Genomic DNA, 16,741 nt, shown 5'->3' with positions numbered 1-16,741 from the left:
AATGTCGCGTTTCTTCATTGACAGACCCATCTTTGCATGGGTCCTTGCCATCGTGTTGATGCTTGCGGGCGCAATTGCCTTGCGTTCCCTTGCTGTGGCCCAGTTCCCGTCGATCGCGCCCCCGACCGTGCAGATCATGGGCAGCTATCCGGGCGCTGACGCGGAAACACTGGAAAACACAACCACGAAAGTGATCGAGCAGCAGCTCAAGGGCATAGACAATCTGCGCTATTTCACCTCGTCCAGCGACGGGGCCGGAAATCTGACTGTCACCTTGACTTTCGAGCAAGGTGCCGACCCGGACATCGCGCAAGTGCAGGTCCAGAACAAGCTGGCGCAGGCAACACCCATGTTACCGCAGGAAGTTCAGCAACTGGGGTTGCGTGTAACCAAGTCCAGTTCGACGTTTCTGATGATCATGGCTGTCTATGCCGATGATGGTATTCACGATCAGAATGACGCGGGCGACTTTATCGCATCAACATTGCAGGACCGCCTCAGCCGGCTGACCGGCGTGGGCGATACGCAGCTTCTTGGCGCACAATATGCGATGCGCATCTGGCTCGATCCATACAAGATGGCAAACCTGAGCATCACGACAGCGGATATTCTGAGTGCGATCAGGGCGCAAAACGCACAGGTGTCCGCCGGTCAGGTCGGAGGCGCGCCCTCGCCCGGAGGGCAGGTGCTGAATGCCACGATCACGGCCCAGTCACGATTGCAGACGGTCGATGAGTTCCGCGAGATCATGCTGCGCAACAATAGCGACGGTTCGGTCGTCCGCCTGGCTGACGTTGCGCGAGTCGAACTGGGCATCGAAACGTATGGTTTCAGGGGAAAGTTCAATGGTCATCCGGCTGCGGCTGTCGGCATAAATCTGGCTCCTGGCGCCAATGCGCTCAATACGGTCGAGGCAATCAAGGCCGAACTGGATACATTGTCGGATGATTTTCCTGCCTGGGTGAAATACGAATTCCCGGTCGATAACTCGACATTTGTCGAATTGTCGGTCGAGCAAGTCATCTACACGCTGATCGAGGCCGTTGTCCTGGTCTTCCTCGTCATGTTCCTGTTCCTTCAGAACTGGCGGGCGACCCTGATCCCTACAATTGCCATACCCGTCGTTCTTCTGGGGTCAATCGCGATTCTGGCGCTGGCTGGCTTTACGATCAATACGCTCACCCTGTTCGGCATGGTGCTGGCAATTGGCCTGCTGGTCGATGACGCCATCGTTGTTGTCGAGAACGTGGAAAGGCTCATTCACACCGAGCAACTGAGTCCCAAGGAGGCCGCGCGACGGTCCATGGACGAAATCAGCGGAGCCCTGGTTGGTGTCGGGCTTGTCCTGTCTGCGGTGTTCATACCGATGGCGTTTTTCGGTGGTTCCACGGGGGTAATTTTCCGGCAGTTTTCCATCACCATTGCCTCTGCCATGGCGCTTTCGGTTCTGGTAGCGCTTATCCTGACCCCCGCTTTGTGCGCCAGCATCCTCAAGCCGTCCACCAACGGGCATAACCCGGAACGCAGCAGGACCGGACTTGCCGGATTGTCCGACAGGTTTTTCAACTGGTTCAACACTACCTTCGATCGCGGTGTAAGCCACTATGGCGGTGCTCTGGGAAAGGTCGAGCGGCGATGGGGCCAATCAATGGCGATCTACGCGCTGGTCGTCGTCGGAATGGCGGTAATCTTCCTTAGGCTCCCCAGTGGTTTCCTGCCTGACGAGGATCAGGGAACGATCATCAATCAGGTCTATTTGCCCGCCGGTTCCACCATTGAAGAGACGGAGCGTACTCTCGCCCGCGCGCGCGCGCACTACATCACCGAGGAAGGCGACAATGTCGCCAATGTATTCACGCTCGCCGGCTTCGGATTTGCGGGGCAGGGCCAGAATGTCGGCATGATTTTCGTTGACATGCGCGACTGGTCGGAACGCGAAGGAAGCGAAAACGGGGTTGCCGCTGTTGCCCAACGCGCCAACATGGCATTCCAGAAGATAACGTCCGGCATGATAATCGCCTTTGCCCCACCCGCTGTCCGGGAACTGGGCAATGCCTCAGGCTTCGAAGTGCAGCTTGTTGACCGTGCGGGCCTCGGCCACCGGAAAATGACCGAGGCACGCAATCAGTTCCTCGGCTTGGCGTCCACGGACCCCCGACTCTCGCAAGTGCGGCCCAACGGCCTTGATGATACGCCGCAACTCAAGCTGGATGTCGATCAGGCTGCAGCCGGATCTTTCGGAGTCGCCCAATCAGACATCAATGCCACTATCAGCACCGCAATGGGGGGCACTTACGTCAACGATTTTATCGATCGTGACCGCGTAAAAAAGGTGTTCGTACAGGCCGACGCACAATTCCGCACAAGCCCTGAATCCATTGGCGCGTTTCATGTACGCGGTAACAGCGGTACGATGGCGCCAATTTCGGCGTTCGCGACAACGGAGTGGGCACAAGGTCCGGCGAAACTGGAACGCTTCAACGGCGTATCGTCCATTCAGATCGTGGGCGCGCCAGCACCTGGCGTGTCGACCGGCGAGGCGATGGAAGCCGTCGAGGAACTTGCCACGCAATTGCCCGACGGAGTGGGTATCGAATGGAGTGGTATTTCATACGAGGAAAGAACTTCGGGTGGTCAGGCTCCGGCGGTCTATGCTCTGTCCATGCTGATCGTGTTCCTGTGTCTCGCCGCGCTGTATGAAAGCTGGTCCGTGCCAGTGGCAGTGATGCTCGTTGTCCCTCTCGGCGTACTCGGGGCGGTGGTTGCAGCAACCCTGGCAGGTCTGAACAACGACATCTATCTTCAGGTCGGCATCATTACCACCATAGGCGTATCGGCCAAGAACGCGATCCTGATCGTCGAGTTCGCGGAAGAAAAGATGCGTCAGGGGCTATCTCCGGTTCAGGCTGCCCTCGAAGCGGGCAAACTGCGCCTCCGTCCGATCCTCATGACCAGTCTTGCCTTCACTTTCGGCGTGCTGCCGCTGGCGCTATCAACCGGTGCGGGTGCGGGCGGCCAGAATGCAATCGGCTGGGCCGTGGTGGGCGGCATGGTTTCGGCAACGGTGCTGGCGATCTTTTTCGTTCCCTTGTTCTTTACGGTGGTGAAGCGCGTGTTCCGCCAGCATCAGGAACATCTCATCGCAGGGCGTGACGGCGATGAACCCGATATGCCGCGGGAGGCATGACCATGCGAAATACGAAGCTGCTCGCCACCCCTGCGCTGATACTTGCACTGACTGCGTGCAATATGGCGCCCAAATATGTACGCCCCGAACTGCCTGTGCCTGAAACAACTGCAGCAGCCGGACTTGCCGGGCCGGGTGAAGGTGCGGCCGGTACGGTCATGACCGTGTCAGCCGAAACCGCCTGGCATGACTTTTTCGTCGATCCGCGTCTGACGCGCGTCCTCCAGATGGCTCTGGACAACAACCGTGATCTTCGCATCGCCCTTGCCAATGTCGAGCAGGCACGCGCGCAATATCGAGTGCAGCGCGCAGATCTTTTGCCTACGGTTGGAGTTACGGGCAGCGCTGCCTATCAGGATCAGCCGTTTGCGGGCAGCACGGGTGGGGCCGTGTCGGGCCGGACCGATACCTATTCGGCTTCGGCAGGCGTGTCGGCCTGGGAAATCGATCTGTTTGGCCGGATCCGCAACTTGTCATCGGCAGCGCAGCAGGAATTTTTCGCCAGTGTCGAGAACCGGAACGCGGCACAGACAGCTCTGATCGCCGAAGTGGCGACGGCATGGCTGACAATGGCGGCGGATCAGGAACGGCTCCGAATTGCGCATGACCTTGAACAGGCGTTCGGGCAAACCCTGGAATTGACGAGGGCCCGGTTTGCCAAGGGTATCGCGTCCGAGCTTGAAGTTCGCCAGGCACAGACAAGCTACGATCAGGCGCGGGCCGATATCGCCGCGTCGACCACCCGTGTAGCGCAGGACAGGAACGCCCTCGATCTTCTGGCTGGCACGGCGCTTACCGCCAGCGATCTTCCATCAGGCTTTCCTGAAACGGACGTCACGCTTGATGAACTCCCGGCCGAACTCCCGTCAGAATTGTTGCTGAACCGCCCGGATATCGTCGCTGCCGAACACCGCCTTCGTGCCGCGAACGCCAATATCGGCGCGGCTCGCGCCGCCTTCTTTCCGCGAATTTCGCTGACCGCGGCGTTGGGCTCGATGAGCCTTGGCCTTTCAAACCTGTTCGGATCGGGTAGCGATTACTGGACGGTGACACCGTCTGCCGATCTGACCATTTTCGATTTTGGCAGGAACACGGGCAATCTTCGCTATTCGCGTGCCACCTACGACGCCATGGTGGCCACATATGAAAAGAGCGTCCAATCCGGTTTCAGGGAAGTCGCTGACGCACTTGCAAGACGCGCGACGATGGCGGACGAGCTCGAAGCACAAGTCTCGCTGCGGGATGCGGCCAGGTCCGCCTACAGGCTCTCCGATGCGCGATTTCGCGCAGGTGTCGATGGCTTTCTGGTGACGCTCGATTCCCAGAGGACGGTCTACAGTGCTGAACAATCGTTGATTGCGGCAAGGTTGAACCGTGCAACCAATATGGTGGAGATTTATCGCGCCATTGGAGGCGGCTTGAATTGACCTCTTTGGTTGGCCAACCCTGTTGCCGGCTGGCCTATTCGTCCGAGTTAAGCGCCCCCACCAGCCAGCGCCCCCAGCCCTCAAACGCAACAGGTTCGTATCCGGCTTGCATCGGGCTGACCGAGATTGCGGTCTTGTAGACAACGGACTCGTCGTCAGCCTGCATCGCGGTCGGCGTTCCGGTATCCCTTTGCGCAGAAAGCCCGGGCAGGTGCGGGATTTCCATGCCGTGCTCCTTGGCCATGGCAACCATTTCGGGTGAACTCGATGCCGCCATGTCGTCGACAAAGCGCAGTTCATAGGCATTGTACGTTCCGATGCGGGCACTTCGCCATTTCGCACCTTCCAGCTTGTCCGGAAAGTTGACATTGAGCGCCATGCCGCTGGGCAAGAGCGAAGCCTCTCCCGCCAGCTTGTCGAGCCGACCGACCAACTCGGCAGAAAGCTGCGCCACACGGGCCGAATCCGGGTTGCTGAAGGCCTTGTCGTCGACCGTACGCCCACCGGCGCTGAGCGCGATCGCCGGAATGCCCCGCACCGCTGCGCCCTGGGCGGCGCTTACCGTGCCCGAACTCAGAATGATCGCGCCGACATTCTGCCCCTCGTTGGGGCCGGACAGGACGAGATCCGGCGCCTTGCCCCACCGCTTCGCCGCCACGACATCGACACCATAGAGCATCGCCATGGTGGGCGTGCCGTCTACATAGAAAAAGTCGCCTGCGACAAGGTCTTGGCGCGTCATTGCGCCCGTTCCGGGGTCTCCCGGCTGCGCGGCATCGGCGCGGCAGGCTGCCTCCAATGGCACGACCGGCCTGCCGATCTTGAGCGCGGTGCCCATACCGCTCTGGTTGGTGCATGGCACCGACACCACAACATCGTGCCCTTCCGCCTTCAGGGCCTTGTAAAGCGCCACGACATTGTTCGAAAGGCCATCATCGTTAGTGATGACGATGTTGCGCGCCTGCGCCATGCTTCCTTGCGCGAATACGGTCAGCGCCAAACTGGCAACGAAGGCCCGCCACATATCTCTTCTCCCTTATTGATAGGACGCTATAGCTCTTCCCACAGCCTCTAGGAGGCTAAACGGCAACTATGAGGAGATATTACAGTTTGTCATTGGGTTTATTGCTCAGCAAGGGGCCACCTTGCCGCTTTCCTCTCAAGGTTTGACACCGCCGGGACGGCCTCCGCGGCGGCGAGCCTCGACCCCCCGAACGGGATCTCAAGGATCACTCTCACGCCGAATTCATCGCGCTCCTCCCGGCGTAGCATGGTCGTTTGTCCGCCAAGGGTCTGACGCCGGACTTAGGCACAAAGACGCCCCGCCCGTCCGAGCGCCAGGCATAGGAGCCCGCGGCGCCGATGGTAAAGCCGCCGCCGAGATCATATTCAAGCTTGAGTAGGGCGTGTGCCCTCAGACCGACGCCGCTATCGCTTTCGGTGGAGTTCAGCGCAAACTCATTGTCGAGCGGGAGAATAAAGCTGGACCGGTCGGTCTCGGTTATTTCTCGTTTGAAATCATAGAGGTAAGGGCCGATTTCCACATTCAGTTTCAGACCCAGCCTCTCGGCGAGGGACATTGCATACTCCATCTTGAGGCCAAGCCCGTACGTTCTTTCCTTGAGGTCGTGAACGCGGGCCTGGTCGAAGCTGAAGGCGAAACGTTCGACCGTGCAGGTGCCGGTCGGCGCGGTTCTGATGTCGGTGTCGCTCAATTCCACATCGACATAGCCGGACAGCACGAAACGTGCTATTTCCGCAAAGGCTTCACTACTCTCGAAGAGATTATAGGCGGTGCCAAAACTGAGCCGTGACCAGTCTACCTTGGTCGCGGAATCGAGCGTTGCCACGTCCTCGTCAGCAATCCCGGTGCTGCCCTCCGGCGAGAAGTTTCCGTAGGGGATTCCAGTGGTAACCCCTGAATTTGCGAGGATAGGCCCATTATCGTCAGGTCCACGTCAATCGCGTCGGTTTTTGCTAAGCGCTTCCAAGGAGACATCACACGTCATGCTCATCATTGCGTTTTGACGTAGTATTGCTCACGTCCTCATCGTGACCGCTCTTGTCGCTATAGAAAGCCAGCGCGAACAATCCGCAGCCCAGAAGGACGGAGAGGAACACACCCAGAACCGTCGCGATAACGGCATGGGTGCTCCATGCATCCATTGCTCGCAGATAGAGAAGCGCGCCGACGACCATCAAGACGCCTGCCATAATGATCCATTTGACCATACGTCGGAGTTGTCGCGCTGATTGCTGCCTATCGCTGCGCATGACGCTGATTTTCCTGCTTCCAAATTTTGTTGCTTGCGGCCATTACGCTAAAACATGCTAATATTATACCGATTTTCATGCCAAATAGACCGGCAATGAAAGGCGCCAGCGCGAAGACAACGTGAGCCCTCCATGATCCACGCATCTGCATCATCGCCAACCGTGCATTAGGGCGCAGTTCATGTTGACGCGATGATAAGTGAACGCCTCGATGATTATGCCAGACAGGGAGAGGGAACCAATGGTCACACGCTCATACAGGACAGCCCGGTTCGCGGGTATGATCGTAGCGGGCACGATGGCGTTTACAGCCGCCAGCAATGCGCAGACGGCTGAACCGGATAGGCGCCAGCCTCAGGCGGTCCAGTCCGAACCCGTTGAGACGGATACGAGAAAATCCGGCGAGAACCCGCTGCACGAGGCCTCCGGAACGACCCATGAAAATGCGCTTTACAAAGCCCCTCAGGCGGCGACGGATGGCTCGGGCGGTGGCAATGCAGACGATACGGAGGATGCCAATCAGCGCATTTGGCCCTTCAAGGGCAAGAAGCTGAGAAAGCTGCCGCACGATCTCGACACGACGCTGGACCCCATTGACGAAACCGATCCTTGCCCGACATTGCCCTGCAACTGACCTGGTATCCTGTTGTCAGGAAACGGCAAGAAACAAGAGAGCGGATAATCTACCGATGTCGCAAACGGTCTAACGCTGGCGAGATGTCAGGGGTTCGCTGGCCCGCCATGGTCCTTTCTCCGCCCGTTCAAGCGGTAGACCGCAGCCATCGCACAGGCCTGCATAGCCGCCATTCTTGCCGCGCGTGATCGAGGACATCGAGGGTCTGTGACGACCGATAAGGCAGAGCAAAGCCATGCTGATCCCTTAGCCGGGTCCCGTCAGTGTGTCAGCGTCTGCGCCCATCCTATCCCGTTTTATCGGATGCAGGAGGTGTTGGCGTTTCCAGGATCGGCCGCGGTGGCCGGTATCACATGCTTCCGGCGTCAATCCAGAATTGTCCATCGATCGCCTTGCCGGAATGTCCGCAAGAGCCCCGACAGCCGGCACCTCCTGTTGGACGCAAGCACATCTTGGCATCACACGCCCCGAAAACGCCAGGCTCCTGACGGACTGTAGCCGGCATGACGGAACATAGGCACAATAGCGTGCAAGTGCATGTGATCTCAGCAGCCGGCAGCCATCGAATGTCGATTGCGGGTCATTCGCCATACGGGCAAATCGAACGGTCCCCTTTGGCACGCGACGATTGCCCGTATAGCCGACGCCACTATAGCAAAATCACCGCCAAGATGAGAGCCACGACAATCACCAACGCGACTATCGTGGCGAGGGCAAGCTGCGACGGGCGCAACCGGTCGAGGTAATGATCGCGGCTTAGTTGCCGGTATTGCCGCATGATATCGGGATTGGAGGCGATCATCGCCTGATCCATGGCGGACGCCTCGCGCTTGAGATAGCTCAGCGTCCGGTTCAATTCCTCACCTTCCAGTTCCGGATAACGCGCAATCATGCGCTCAATCTCCAACCGGCGCGCTTCTGCCCCGGCGGCATGTTCCTTGATACAATTCATCTTGTTTGCATTTCCGTAGAATGCGGAAGATGTACGGATCGCCGCCAGCACCGGGCCCGGTTCGGCAAACTCGCGCCGTAGCGCGGTTGCGACAGCCGTTACCGGAACGAGGCAATCGTCCGCATGGCATTTCCGCAATGCGTTGTTCGCGCGAACAACAACAATCCCGTGCATCGATCACGGGAGCGACGGCTTATGCGACCGGCGGCGCTCTGGGATTGAGGGGAGAATATCGGGATCGCGGTCCGACAGGCGGTCCCCTCGGACTTTGCCAGCAAACTTCAGAGTCCGGATTGAAGCTGACGGAATCCAGAGCAATGCGTGTCGGAAGCACGAGCACAGGTGGCTCGGGCTTGTCAGAGCGCAATTTCTGTTGTGAGGCTGTCTGTTCCCTGCAGGCCAGGGCGACATCGCCTGTAAAGGCGCTGAAGGCCGAACCGGATTGCGGTCCAACGGACAGGTCAATCGGTGCGATCGTGTGCAAGGAAACGACAAGCAGGACGGCAAGCGTCACGCCGCGCCAGATCGTCTGTAACCTGTTCAATCCCATAGGCATGGTTTTGCTGCGCTAGCGCAGCAAACTAACGTTGTCAGCCCTGAAGGATTTTCCAGACGTGGATGCCATGCCCTGGAAAAAGCGCAAGGCCAGTCTCTGGAGGAGATCGAACCGATACGTTCATGCAGCCCCGGTGTCCCATTCGCGGCTCGCAAGAACTGCACTTCGCAAATCTGCTTGAGCGAAACAACGTCAGCAACTGCGCCAACGAAGGCGGTATTTTCCTCCAACGACCTCCAGCCGCCAGTTCGTCGTCTAGCGCCCGTGAAATTCGGCGACCGCGCCCGACACGGCCTGCATCAGGGCCATGCGCGCGGGCACCGTGGCGGTCGTATCGCGCAGCATCACGACGATGGCATAGCGCGTCCCATCGGGCGCCGTAGCAATGCCGATGTCATTGTAGCCGGCGGTCATCCCCCGAAAATTCTGCCCGGTCCCGGTTTTATGGAGAAATTTCCAGCCCTGCGGCAGGCCCGCCTTGAGCCGCTTCGGCCCGCTCCGGGTCCGGCTCATCACGTCCAGCAGATAGCTGGTCGATTCCGGGGAGAGGAGACTACCACGCGCCAGCCGGGTCAGCGCGCTGGCGATCGCCGAAGGCGTCGCTCCATCGACCGGATTAGCTAGATAGGCATCCATCGCCGCCTTGCGCCGTGCCTCGGGAAGCGCGGCGCGCGCTCGCTGAAATGAGCGGTCGACCGAATAAGCCTGCCGCCAAGTCAGCCCAGCGGTTCCTGACTGCAGCAGCCGCTCACCTGGTCCGAAACGAATGGGTCCCAGATCCTTTCGGGCGATAAAGCTTCGCACGGCATCGGGCCCGCCGATGGAGCGCAGCAGGCTGTCATTCGCCGTGTTGTCGCTTTGCGTGATCGCACTTTCGATGAGATCGCGAACAGTCATCGTTACCGAACCTTCGGAACGGACGCGGGCGGCGATCGGCTGATGGAACAGGGTCAGATCGCCGGGTCCGATGCGGACGTCATGGTCGAGGCTGAGCTGGCCCTGATCCACCGCATCAAGCGCGGTGAGTGCTACCCACAGCTTCGAAACACTCTGCTGGGGGAACAGGTCACCGCCGCGCTGGGCGATAGCCCACTCGCCGTCGACGCGCTGCACGGCGATCCCCGTCCTGCCCGGAAAGGCTCGCCATAGCTGAAATATACGATCGTTTAGACCCGGGGGCGGACGGCGGAAGCCGGGATCCGACGGTATTTGCGAGGTCTGCATCGAGCGATGGCCCGACATCCGCGCTCCATCCGACCCGTACGGTGCTTTGCGCGCGGGCGGCACGATCTTCGCGCCGCTGACGCAGCCAGCAAGCACTGCAGCACTTATAACCATCGCAACCAACGACCTGCCTGAAACACCTGAAATCATCAAAACTCCGCACTGCGTGGAAACATTCTCTCCCAACCTTTCAGTCGGCGCCTCCGCCCTGCACCCATCAGCCGCCCTTTCGGCATTTGGCACGTGGCAAATACTCGCTTCACAAATCAGGCCGCAGATGGCCGCCTTTCCGAAGCGAGGATAGCTCGCGCTGCAGGACGATCAACCGGCGCCTACCGCGACGCCCTCAGATGTCTGAGACAACCGATGCGTCCTAGAAAGGCGAAGTTGTGGATATGCTGCGATGTCGCGCACTATGGGTAGCACACGCTGCTGCCAGCCTTTGCGAACGATGCCATATTCAAATAGCACTCATATCTGTGTGTATTAGGTCTTCGGCAAGGCAGTGCTCGCTAGCGGTTAGCAGTGATGCCCAGGCTGCTTTACTGTATACGTGACGAACACGACCCCCGATTTCTGGCAGTGGCGCTGCTGATCTGTGTCGCGGCATCGATAGTCTCGGTACTTCTTCTGCGGCAAGCGCGCGACAGCGATTCCCGCGAAAGAGCCAAATGGCTGCAGGTCACCGGGATCGTCAGCGGCTTCGGAATTTGGGCGACGCATTTCGTCGCCATGCTCGGATACAATCCGGGACTGCCGATCGTCTATGCCGCGGCACCCACCATCGCCTCGTTACTGGTTGCAATTGGCGCCACATATTTCGGCTTTCGGATCGCGCTGGGCTCGCCCCGATGGTCCCAACGCTGGATCTCGGCGATCGTGATCGGCATTGGCATTGCCGCCATGCACTATCTCGGAATGCAAGCTGCCCGGTTCGCAGGGACGTTCATGTGGTCCACATCCTATGTCCTGGCATCGGTTCCGCTCGCCATCCTGCCAATAGCACCCGCATTGAAGCTGGCCTTGAGTCAGCAGTGTGGCGCAAGCGCCACCAAGGCCGCGCTGCTTGTCATCGTGTCCATATTGCTGCTGCACTTTACGGGCATGGCTGGAGTTCAGCTGGTCCAGGCACCCGTAGGCGCCATTCGAACCATGCTATTGTCGCCCACATCGCTGGCGCTGACGATTGCCGGGATGGCCTTTGCCACGCTGTCGCTCGCGGCGGTGATTGCATTGGTTAGCGCGAAGGCACGCACGACGCTGCGTAAAACCGAACGTGAGTTCAATATCTTCGTGAAGGGTATCCGCGACTGCGCCCTCTTCATGCTCGATTCCGACGGCCGCGTCGTGACCTGGAATGCGGGGGCTGAACGACTCAAGGGCTACACTGCAATGGAGGCCATCGGCATCATGCATTGCCGCTTCTATTCCGCGGAAGAACGGCGAGCCGGTCTGCCTTCGAAATCTCTCGAAGAAGCGCGCAGACATGGCGAATACCACGAAGAGGGATGGCGCTATCGCAAAGACGGAAGCCGCTTCTGGGCACATGTCACGATCGAGGCCGTCTACGATGAAGCGGGAGTGTGTCACGGATTTGCGAAATTCATGCGCGACATGTCGCGGTTCAAAAGCGATCAGGATCAACTGGTTGCCCTGACCCAGAGCCTGGACGCCGCCCTCTCCAACATGCAGCACGGTCTCTGCATGTTCGGCCCGGATGAAAAGCTTATCATGAGCAACTCGCGCGTAAGCGAGATATTCGAGGTTCCACCCGACAAATGCCCTCCGGGGACAACCTTTGAAGATGTCTTCCGCTGCGGGCTCGAACAACGCGCGGGGGGGCCGGTTCCGGCCGCGCTGCTGCACGAAGTGATGCAGCGGCACCGTGATTGTCTTCTCTCGCCGAGCGGAGGTGCCCTCATTGTTCCCTTCACCGAAAGCTGCATCCTTTCGATCGCTCATCAACCTATGGAAGGCGGAGGATGGATCACGACATTTGACGACATCACCGAACGCTATCGTGCTGAACGCCATATCGAGCACATGGCCTTGCACGATGGCCTGACCGGTCTGCCAAACCGGCTGAATTTTATAGACCGCCTCGAGGATGAAATTACCCGCGCACAAGGCACGGAAACCAAGGTTGCCGTGATCGGGATCGATCTCGACCGCTTCAAGGAAATCAACGACACCTATGGCCACGCGACCGGCGACAAGATTCTAGCGATGACCGCCGAGAAGGCAAAGGCCATGCTTGCCGATGGCGAGTGTTTCGCCCGTTTCGGCGGAGACGAGTTCGCCGCCTTCAAGCCTTTCGGGGATCAGGCCGAGCTATCCGAGTTCGTGAACCGCCTCGAGGCCTGCCTAACGACCACCATCGAACTTGACGAGCTCGCCGTTCACACTAGCGCCAGCATCGGCGTCGCCGTCTATCCGACGGATGGTGAGACGCGCGAGCATGTCCAGAACAATGCGGACCTCGCCATGTACCGGGCCAAGATCACCATCGGTCGCGTCGCGTGCTACTACGAGGAAGGCATGGACGAGGCCGCGCGTAAACGTCGGGTGCTCGCGAATGATCTTCGCGATGCCATCGCTCGCAATGAATTCACCCTGGTCTTCCAGGCGCAGAAGTCCGTGACCACCGAAGAGGTGATCGGGTACGAAGCGCTGCTACGCTGGCAACATCTCCGCGATGGCTGGATTCCGCCCACAGAGTTCATACCAATCGCGGAAGAGAGCGGAGAGATTGTCCGGATTGGTGAGTGGGTGCTACGAAATGCCTGCCGTGAAGCCGCTGGCTGGCCCGAACCCTGGCGTGTTGCCGTCAACATTTCGTCGATCCAGCTTATGGCAGTCGATCTCGTTGAAATCGTGACCGAGGCACTACTAGAATCGAGCTTGCCCGCCAGCCGGCTCGAACTCGAAATCACCGAAACCGCGATCATCTCGGACAAGCTGCGCGCGCTCCATGTGCTTCGTCAGATAAAGGCGCTTGGGGTCACGTGTCCGCCGTCAGCACCAATGGCACAGATTTGAGGTTGTGATTTAAGGAGGATTTGGGCTTCGTCGTAGTGACGAAGGAACGAAGATGAAGCCCAAATCCTCCTATTCAAAATCGCCGTCGAAGGCCCCTGCGGAGCAGGTGGTGAAGGATATCCGGCGGCAGACCCGGCGGCACTTCTCTGCCGAGGACAAGATCCGCATCGTGCTTGAAGGCCTTCGCGGCGAGGACAGCATTGCCGAGCTGTGCCGCAAGGAAGGCATCGCGCAAAGCCTGTACTACACCTGGTCGAAGGAGTTCATGGAAGCGGGCAAGCGCCGCCTGGCGGGCGACACTGCCCGTGCCGCGACCACCGGCGAGGTGCAGGATCTGCGCCGCGAAGCGCGTGCCCTGAAGGAATGCGTGGCCGACCTGACACTCGAAAACCGTCTGCTGAAAAAAAGCATGATCGCGGATGGGGGCGACGACGAATGAGGTATCCCGCATCCGAAAAGCTCGAGATCATCCGGATCGTCGAGCAGTCGCACCTGCCCGCCAAACGCACGCTGGACAAGCTCGGCATCGCCCGCCGGACGTTCTACCGTTGGTATGACCGTTATCTTGGGGGCGGGCCGGAAGCGTTACAGGATCGGCCATCGGCGCCGAGCCGCGTGTGGAACCGCATCGGTGACGACATCCAGAACCAGATCATCGAAATGGCGCTGGAAGCCGACGCGACCAATCTCAGCCCCCGCGAACTGGCGGTGCGCTTCACCGACGAGAAGCGCTACTTCGTATCGGAATCCACGGTTTACCGCCTGCTCAAGGCGCACGATCTGATCACCAGTCCGGCCTATGTCGTGATAAAGGCCGCCGATCAGTTCCACACCAAGACTACCCGCCCGAACGAGATGTGGCAGACCGACTTCACCTACTTCAAGATCATCGGGTGGGGCTGGATGTACCTCTCGACCGTGCTCGACGACTTCTCGCGCTATATCATTGCCTGGAAGTTGTGCACCAACATGCGTGCCGAGGATGTAACCGAAACGCTGGACCTCGCCTTGGCGGCTTCCGGCTGTGACAGCGCCACGGTGCTGCACAAGCCCCGGCTGCTCAGCGATAACGGCCCCAGCTACATCGCCGGCGAACTGGCCGAATATATCGAGGCCAACAAAATGAGCCATGTCCGCGGCGCTCCCATGCACCCGCAAACCCAGGGCAAGATCGAGCGCTGGCACCAGACCCTGAAAAACCGCATCCTGCTGGAGAACTACTTCCTGCCCGGCGACCTCGAAGCCCAGATCGAGGCCTTCGTCGAACATTACAATCACCAGCGCTATCACGAGAGCCTAAATAACGTGACGCCCGCCGACGCCTACTTCGGCAGGGCCCCGGCCATCATCGAACGACGAGAAAGGATCAAGCGACAGACCATCGAATATCGGCGCTTGCAGCACCGCAAGCTCGCCGCCTAACATCAACCCCCAGACGAGGCCCGCACTCCGCTAATCTACGCCGCGAGTTGTGCCGAATGTTCTGACGACGAACAATCCAAACCGTCCGCGGACGTGGTGGCGGCATGCGCCTGGCACGACCGGCGGACAAGATCGGTGTTGGAGAAGTGATACGTCACACTGAGGAAGGGTTTCAGCTCGCGGATTGCTCGGGTTGCGCGCTATCTCCTGCCTGTGGGCTGACCGGAGTCCTTGCCAAGGGGATGCAGGCGATGATGGCGGTATTCGATTCCTTCACCATCGCTGACCTTTTGACCGATGCGGATGCCATGCGGCGCCTGATCAACCGCCAGTCTCCTATCGGTGTCGGCACAACCTGAGAGCGCCTTCGAAGCGTTGCGAGCGCAGGCACTTGCATAGGTTCCGAATGGATCACACCGAATAACTTGTTTCGGTTTGTAAAAATTCCTTGGCCCGATGGTGCCAAAAATCGTCGATGGCTTTGCGCTAGGGAGCATGCCAAGTATAGGTTCGTGAATGTCAAGAGATAACCATTACGACAGTCAACTCGCCGCCATCCTCCCTACCCTCGACGGGTTCGTGCCGCGAAGCATGACGCTCGAAGACTTGCCCCGGTTCCGCAAGCTCAGCGCACCGACGCGCGAGGACCTGATTGGAGATGCGCCGGTCGATTGTACGGACCATATCCTTCCCGGTTTCAACGACGATGAAATCCAGGCCTCGGTGATCCGGCCAAAAGGCATGTCCGCGCGCGCCCCCGGAATCCTGTGTATCCATGGCGGCGGAATGATCATGGGCAACCGCTTCGCCGGCATGGCGCCAGCTGTCGCATGGGCGCTGGATCACAATGCGGTTTGCGTAACTGTCGAATATCGCTTGGCCCCAGAGTTTCCCGCACCATACGGCGTTGAGGATTGTTATGCCGCACTATGCTGGATGGCGAACGCGGTGGACGAGCTCGGTATCGATTCCGAGCCTTTGGTCATTTTCGGAGGCAGTGGCGGAGCCGGGCTCGCTGCAGGAACCACGCTGCTGTCGCGTGAACGCGGTGGCCCCGCGCTACGAGGCCAGTTGCTGCAGTGCCCGATGCTGGACGATCGCGACGCCACTGCTTCAACCCTGCGGCACGACGGCGTCGGTATCTGGGACCGGACCAGCAACCGCACCGCATGGGATGCCGTGTTGGGAGAGCAGCGCGGCGCCAATGCAGTCAACGCGGCCTGTGCACCAGCACGTGAGAGTGATCTGTCGGGTCTCCCTCCGACATTTATCGATGTTGGCTCCGAGGAAGTGTTCCGCGATGAATCTGTCGCGTTTGCGCAAGGGATATGGGCGGCAGGAGGCACATGTGAACTTCACGTCTGGGGCGGCGCGTTTCACGGCTTCTACGACGTTGCTCCGCAGACCGACATCGCACGCTCCTGTCTGGCGGCACGTGATGCCTGGTTGGCGCGGTTGCTGCGCAGTTAGAGACTACTCCTGAGCGGCTTGGCAATCAGCCAATCCCGGTCACGATACTGATCGTGCCAGTCAATGTCTTGTGGACAGGACATTTGCCGGCAACCTCGATCAGTTTGGTGTGCTCCTCCTCGGTCAGATCAGGCGCGGTAATCGCAACTGTCTTGTGAAATTCGTCAATCATTTGGTCCGTACCAGCCTTCATCGTCTTGCGGTGCGAAACCTGAACATCGACATGCTCCACCGACCAGCCCTTTCGTGCCGCATACCAGCGGATTGTCATGGCGGTACATTCACCAAGTGCGGCGGTGAGCAGGTCGTACGGCGATGGACCGAGATTCTTGCCGCCTTGGTCGACTGGTTCGTCGCCCATGATATGATGACCCGACACTTCGATGGCGACGGCGAGCGGACTGCCCTGTGCATCGCTGACGTTGGCCACAATCTTTTGCGCCATATACGTTCCCTTTCCTGGTTCTCGACGGAAGCACACAAATCCCTGAAGGAGTTAACCGATAGTTCAGTTGGTTTATTTCAAGAGTGACAACGATTAGAAATTACAGGGGAA

General features: G+C 59.3%; 14 protein-coding genes. 8 read left to right on the top strand and 6 right to left on the bottom strand.

Annotated elements, in window-relative coordinates; genetic code table 11:
• Window position 1 precedes the first annotated feature (1 nt).
• The gene (locus tag AB433_RS18825) at window positions 2–3,187 is read left to right on the top strand and encodes an efflux RND transporter permease subunit (RefSeq protein WP_047824630.1); all 3,186 of its coding nucleotides are present in this window, start codon (window positions 2–4) and stop codon (window positions 3,185–3,187) included.
• Window positions 3,188–3,189: 2 nt separating this feature from the next.
• Window positions 3,190–4,614, top strand: a complete 1,425-nt coding sequence (locus AB433_RS18820) for an efflux transporter outer membrane subunit (protein WP_039859099.1) — start codon at window positions 3,190–3,192, stop codon at window positions 4,612–4,614.
• A 34-nt stretch (window positions 4,615–4,648) separates the two neighbouring features.
• On the opposite strand, the gene AB433_RS18815 is transcribed toward AB433_RS18820, so the two are convergent.
• The 3 genes from AB433_RS18815 to AB433_RS18805 all read right to left on the bottom strand — a co-directional run bounded on the left by AB433_RS18815 (window position 4,649) and on the right by AB433_RS18805 (window position 6,888).
• Window positions 4,649–5,638 carry a 5'/3'-nucleotidase SurE gene (locus AB433_RS18815; protein WP_007016033.1) on the bottom strand — a complete coding sequence of 330 codons (990 nt, stop codon included), beginning with the start codon at window positions 5,636–5,638 and terminating at the stop codon, window positions 4,649–4,651.
• A 211-nt stretch (window positions 5,639–5,849) separates the two neighbouring features.
• Window positions 5,850–6,464, bottom strand: a complete 615-nt coding sequence (locus AB433_RS18810; RefSeq protein ID WP_007016032.1) for a hypothetical protein — start codon at window positions 6,462–6,464, stop codon at window positions 5,850–5,852.
• A gap of 148 nt (window positions 6,465–6,612) precedes the next feature.
• The gene (locus AB433_RS18805) at window positions 6,613–6,888 is read right to left on the bottom strand and encodes a hypothetical protein (protein ID WP_039859059.1); all 276 of its coding nucleotides are present in this window, start codon (window positions 6,886–6,888) and stop codon (window positions 6,613–6,615) included.
• 241 nt (window positions 6,889–7,129) lie between these two features.
• On the opposite strand from AB433_RS18805, the gene AB433_RS18800 reads away from it, so the two are divergent.
• Window positions 7,130–7,522: a hypothetical protein gene (locus tag AB433_RS18800; RefSeq protein WP_138921583.1), complete on the top strand. Its 393-nt coding sequence runs from the start codon at window positions 7,130–7,132 to the stop codon at window positions 7,520–7,522.
• Between the two features lie 649 nt (window positions 7,523–8,171).
• On the opposite strand, the gene AB433_RS20240 is transcribed toward AB433_RS18800, so the two are convergent.
• Together AB433_RS20240 and bla are read right to left on the bottom strand one after the other, a co-directional pair.
• Window positions 8,172–8,525 carry a hypothetical protein gene (locus AB433_RS20240; protein ID WP_156170932.1) on the bottom strand — a complete coding sequence of 118 codons (354 nt, stop codon included), beginning with the start codon at window positions 8,523–8,525 and terminating at the stop codon, window positions 8,172–8,174.
• 760 nt (window positions 8,526–9,285) lie between these two features.
• Window positions 9,286–10,317, bottom strand: a complete 1,032-nt coding sequence (gene bla / locus AB433_RS18790) for a class A beta-lactamase (protein ID WP_375782405.1) — start codon at window positions 10,315–10,317, stop codon at window positions 9,286–9,288.
• Between bla and AB433_RS21105 the strand changes: the two genes are divergently transcribed.
• The 5 genes from AB433_RS21105 to AB433_RS18765 all read left to right on the top strand — a co-directional run bounded on the left by AB433_RS21105 (window position 10,301) and on the right by AB433_RS18765 (window position 16,185).
• The gene (locus AB433_RS21105; RefSeq protein ID WP_218916974.1) at window positions 10,301–10,558 is read left to right on the top strand and encodes a hypothetical protein; all 258 of its coding nucleotides are present in this window, start codon (window positions 10,301–10,303) and stop codon (window positions 10,556–10,558) included. The two genes, bla and AB433_RS21105, sit on opposite strands and share 17 nt — an antisense overlap.
• A 278-nt stretch (window positions 10,559–10,836) precedes the next feature.
• Window positions 10,837–13,293 carry a bifunctional diguanylate cyclase/phosphodiesterase gene (locus AB433_RS18785; protein WP_053059308.1) on the top strand — a complete coding sequence of 819 codons (2,457 nt, stop codon included), beginning with the start codon at window positions 10,837–10,839 and terminating at the stop codon, window positions 13,291–13,293.
• 52 nt (window positions 13,294–13,345) lie between these two features.
• Window positions 13,346–14,715 (top strand): IS3 family transposase gene (locus AB433_RS18775; RefSeq protein WP_148650901.1). Its coding sequence is split into 2 segments (ribosomal slippage): window positions 13,346–13,693 and window positions 13,696–14,715, totalling 1,368 coding nucleotides; the frame shifts between segments, so codons are not numbered across the junction.
• A gap of 74 nt (window positions 14,716–14,789) precedes the next feature.
• On the top strand, window positions 14,790–15,074 hold the full coding sequence (locus AB433_RS18770; protein WP_082135088.1) for an RrF2 family transcriptional regulator: 285 nt from the start codon (window positions 14,790–14,792) through the stop codon (window positions 15,072–15,074).
• A gap of 157 nt (window positions 15,075–15,231) precedes the next feature.
• Complete coding sequence (locus tag AB433_RS18765) at window positions 15,232–16,185, top strand: alpha/beta hydrolase (protein WP_047824622.1); 954 nt, start codon at window positions 15,232–15,234, stop codon at window positions 16,183–16,185.
• Window positions 16,186–16,210: 25 nt separating this feature from the next.
• On the opposite strand, the gene AB433_RS18760 is transcribed toward AB433_RS18765, so the two are convergent.
• Window positions 16,211–16,630 carry an OsmC family protein gene (locus AB433_RS18760; RefSeq protein WP_047824620.1) on the bottom strand — a complete coding sequence of 140 codons (420 nt, stop codon included), beginning with the start codon at window positions 16,628–16,630 and terminating at the stop codon, window positions 16,211–16,213.
• Between the last annotated feature and the right edge of the window lie 111 nt (window positions 16,631–16,741).

This window comes from Croceicoccus naphthovorans, assembly GCF_001028705.1.
GTDB lineage: Bacteria > Pseudomonadota > Alphaproteobacteria > Sphingomonadales > Sphingomonadaceae > Croceicoccus > Croceicoccus naphthovorans.
Note: the sequence above shows the minus strand (reverse complement) of the source record. Positions and strands in the feature narration are given on the sequence as shown.

Coding starts and splice junctions, on each gene's coding strand:
- AB433_RS18825 (WP_047824630.1), top strand. CDS start 2: ATGTCGCGTTTCTTCATTGACAGACCCATCTTTGCATGGGTCCTTGCC.
- AB433_RS18820 (WP_039859099.1), top strand. CDS start 3,190: ATGCGAAATACGAAGCTGCTCGCCACCCCTGCGCTGATACTTGCACTG.
- AB433_RS18815 (WP_007016033.1), bottom strand. CDS start 5,638: ATGTGGCGGGCCTTCGTTGCCAGTTTGGCGCTGACCGTATTCGCGCAA.
- AB433_RS18805 (WP_039859059.1), bottom strand. CDS start 6,888: ATGCGCAGCGATAGGCAGCAATCAGCGCGACAACTCCGACGTATGGTC.
- AB433_RS18800 (WP_138921583.1), top strand. CDS start 7,130: ATGGTCACACGCTCATACAGGACAGCCCGGTTCGCGGGTATGATCGTA.
- AB433_RS18765 (WP_047824622.1), top strand. CDS start 15,232: ATGTCAAGAGATAACCATTACGACAGTCAACTCGCCGCCATCCTCCCT.
- AB433_RS18760 (WP_047824620.1), bottom strand. CDS start 16,630: ATGGCGCAAAAGATTGTGGCCAACGTCAGCGATGCACAGGGCAGTCCG.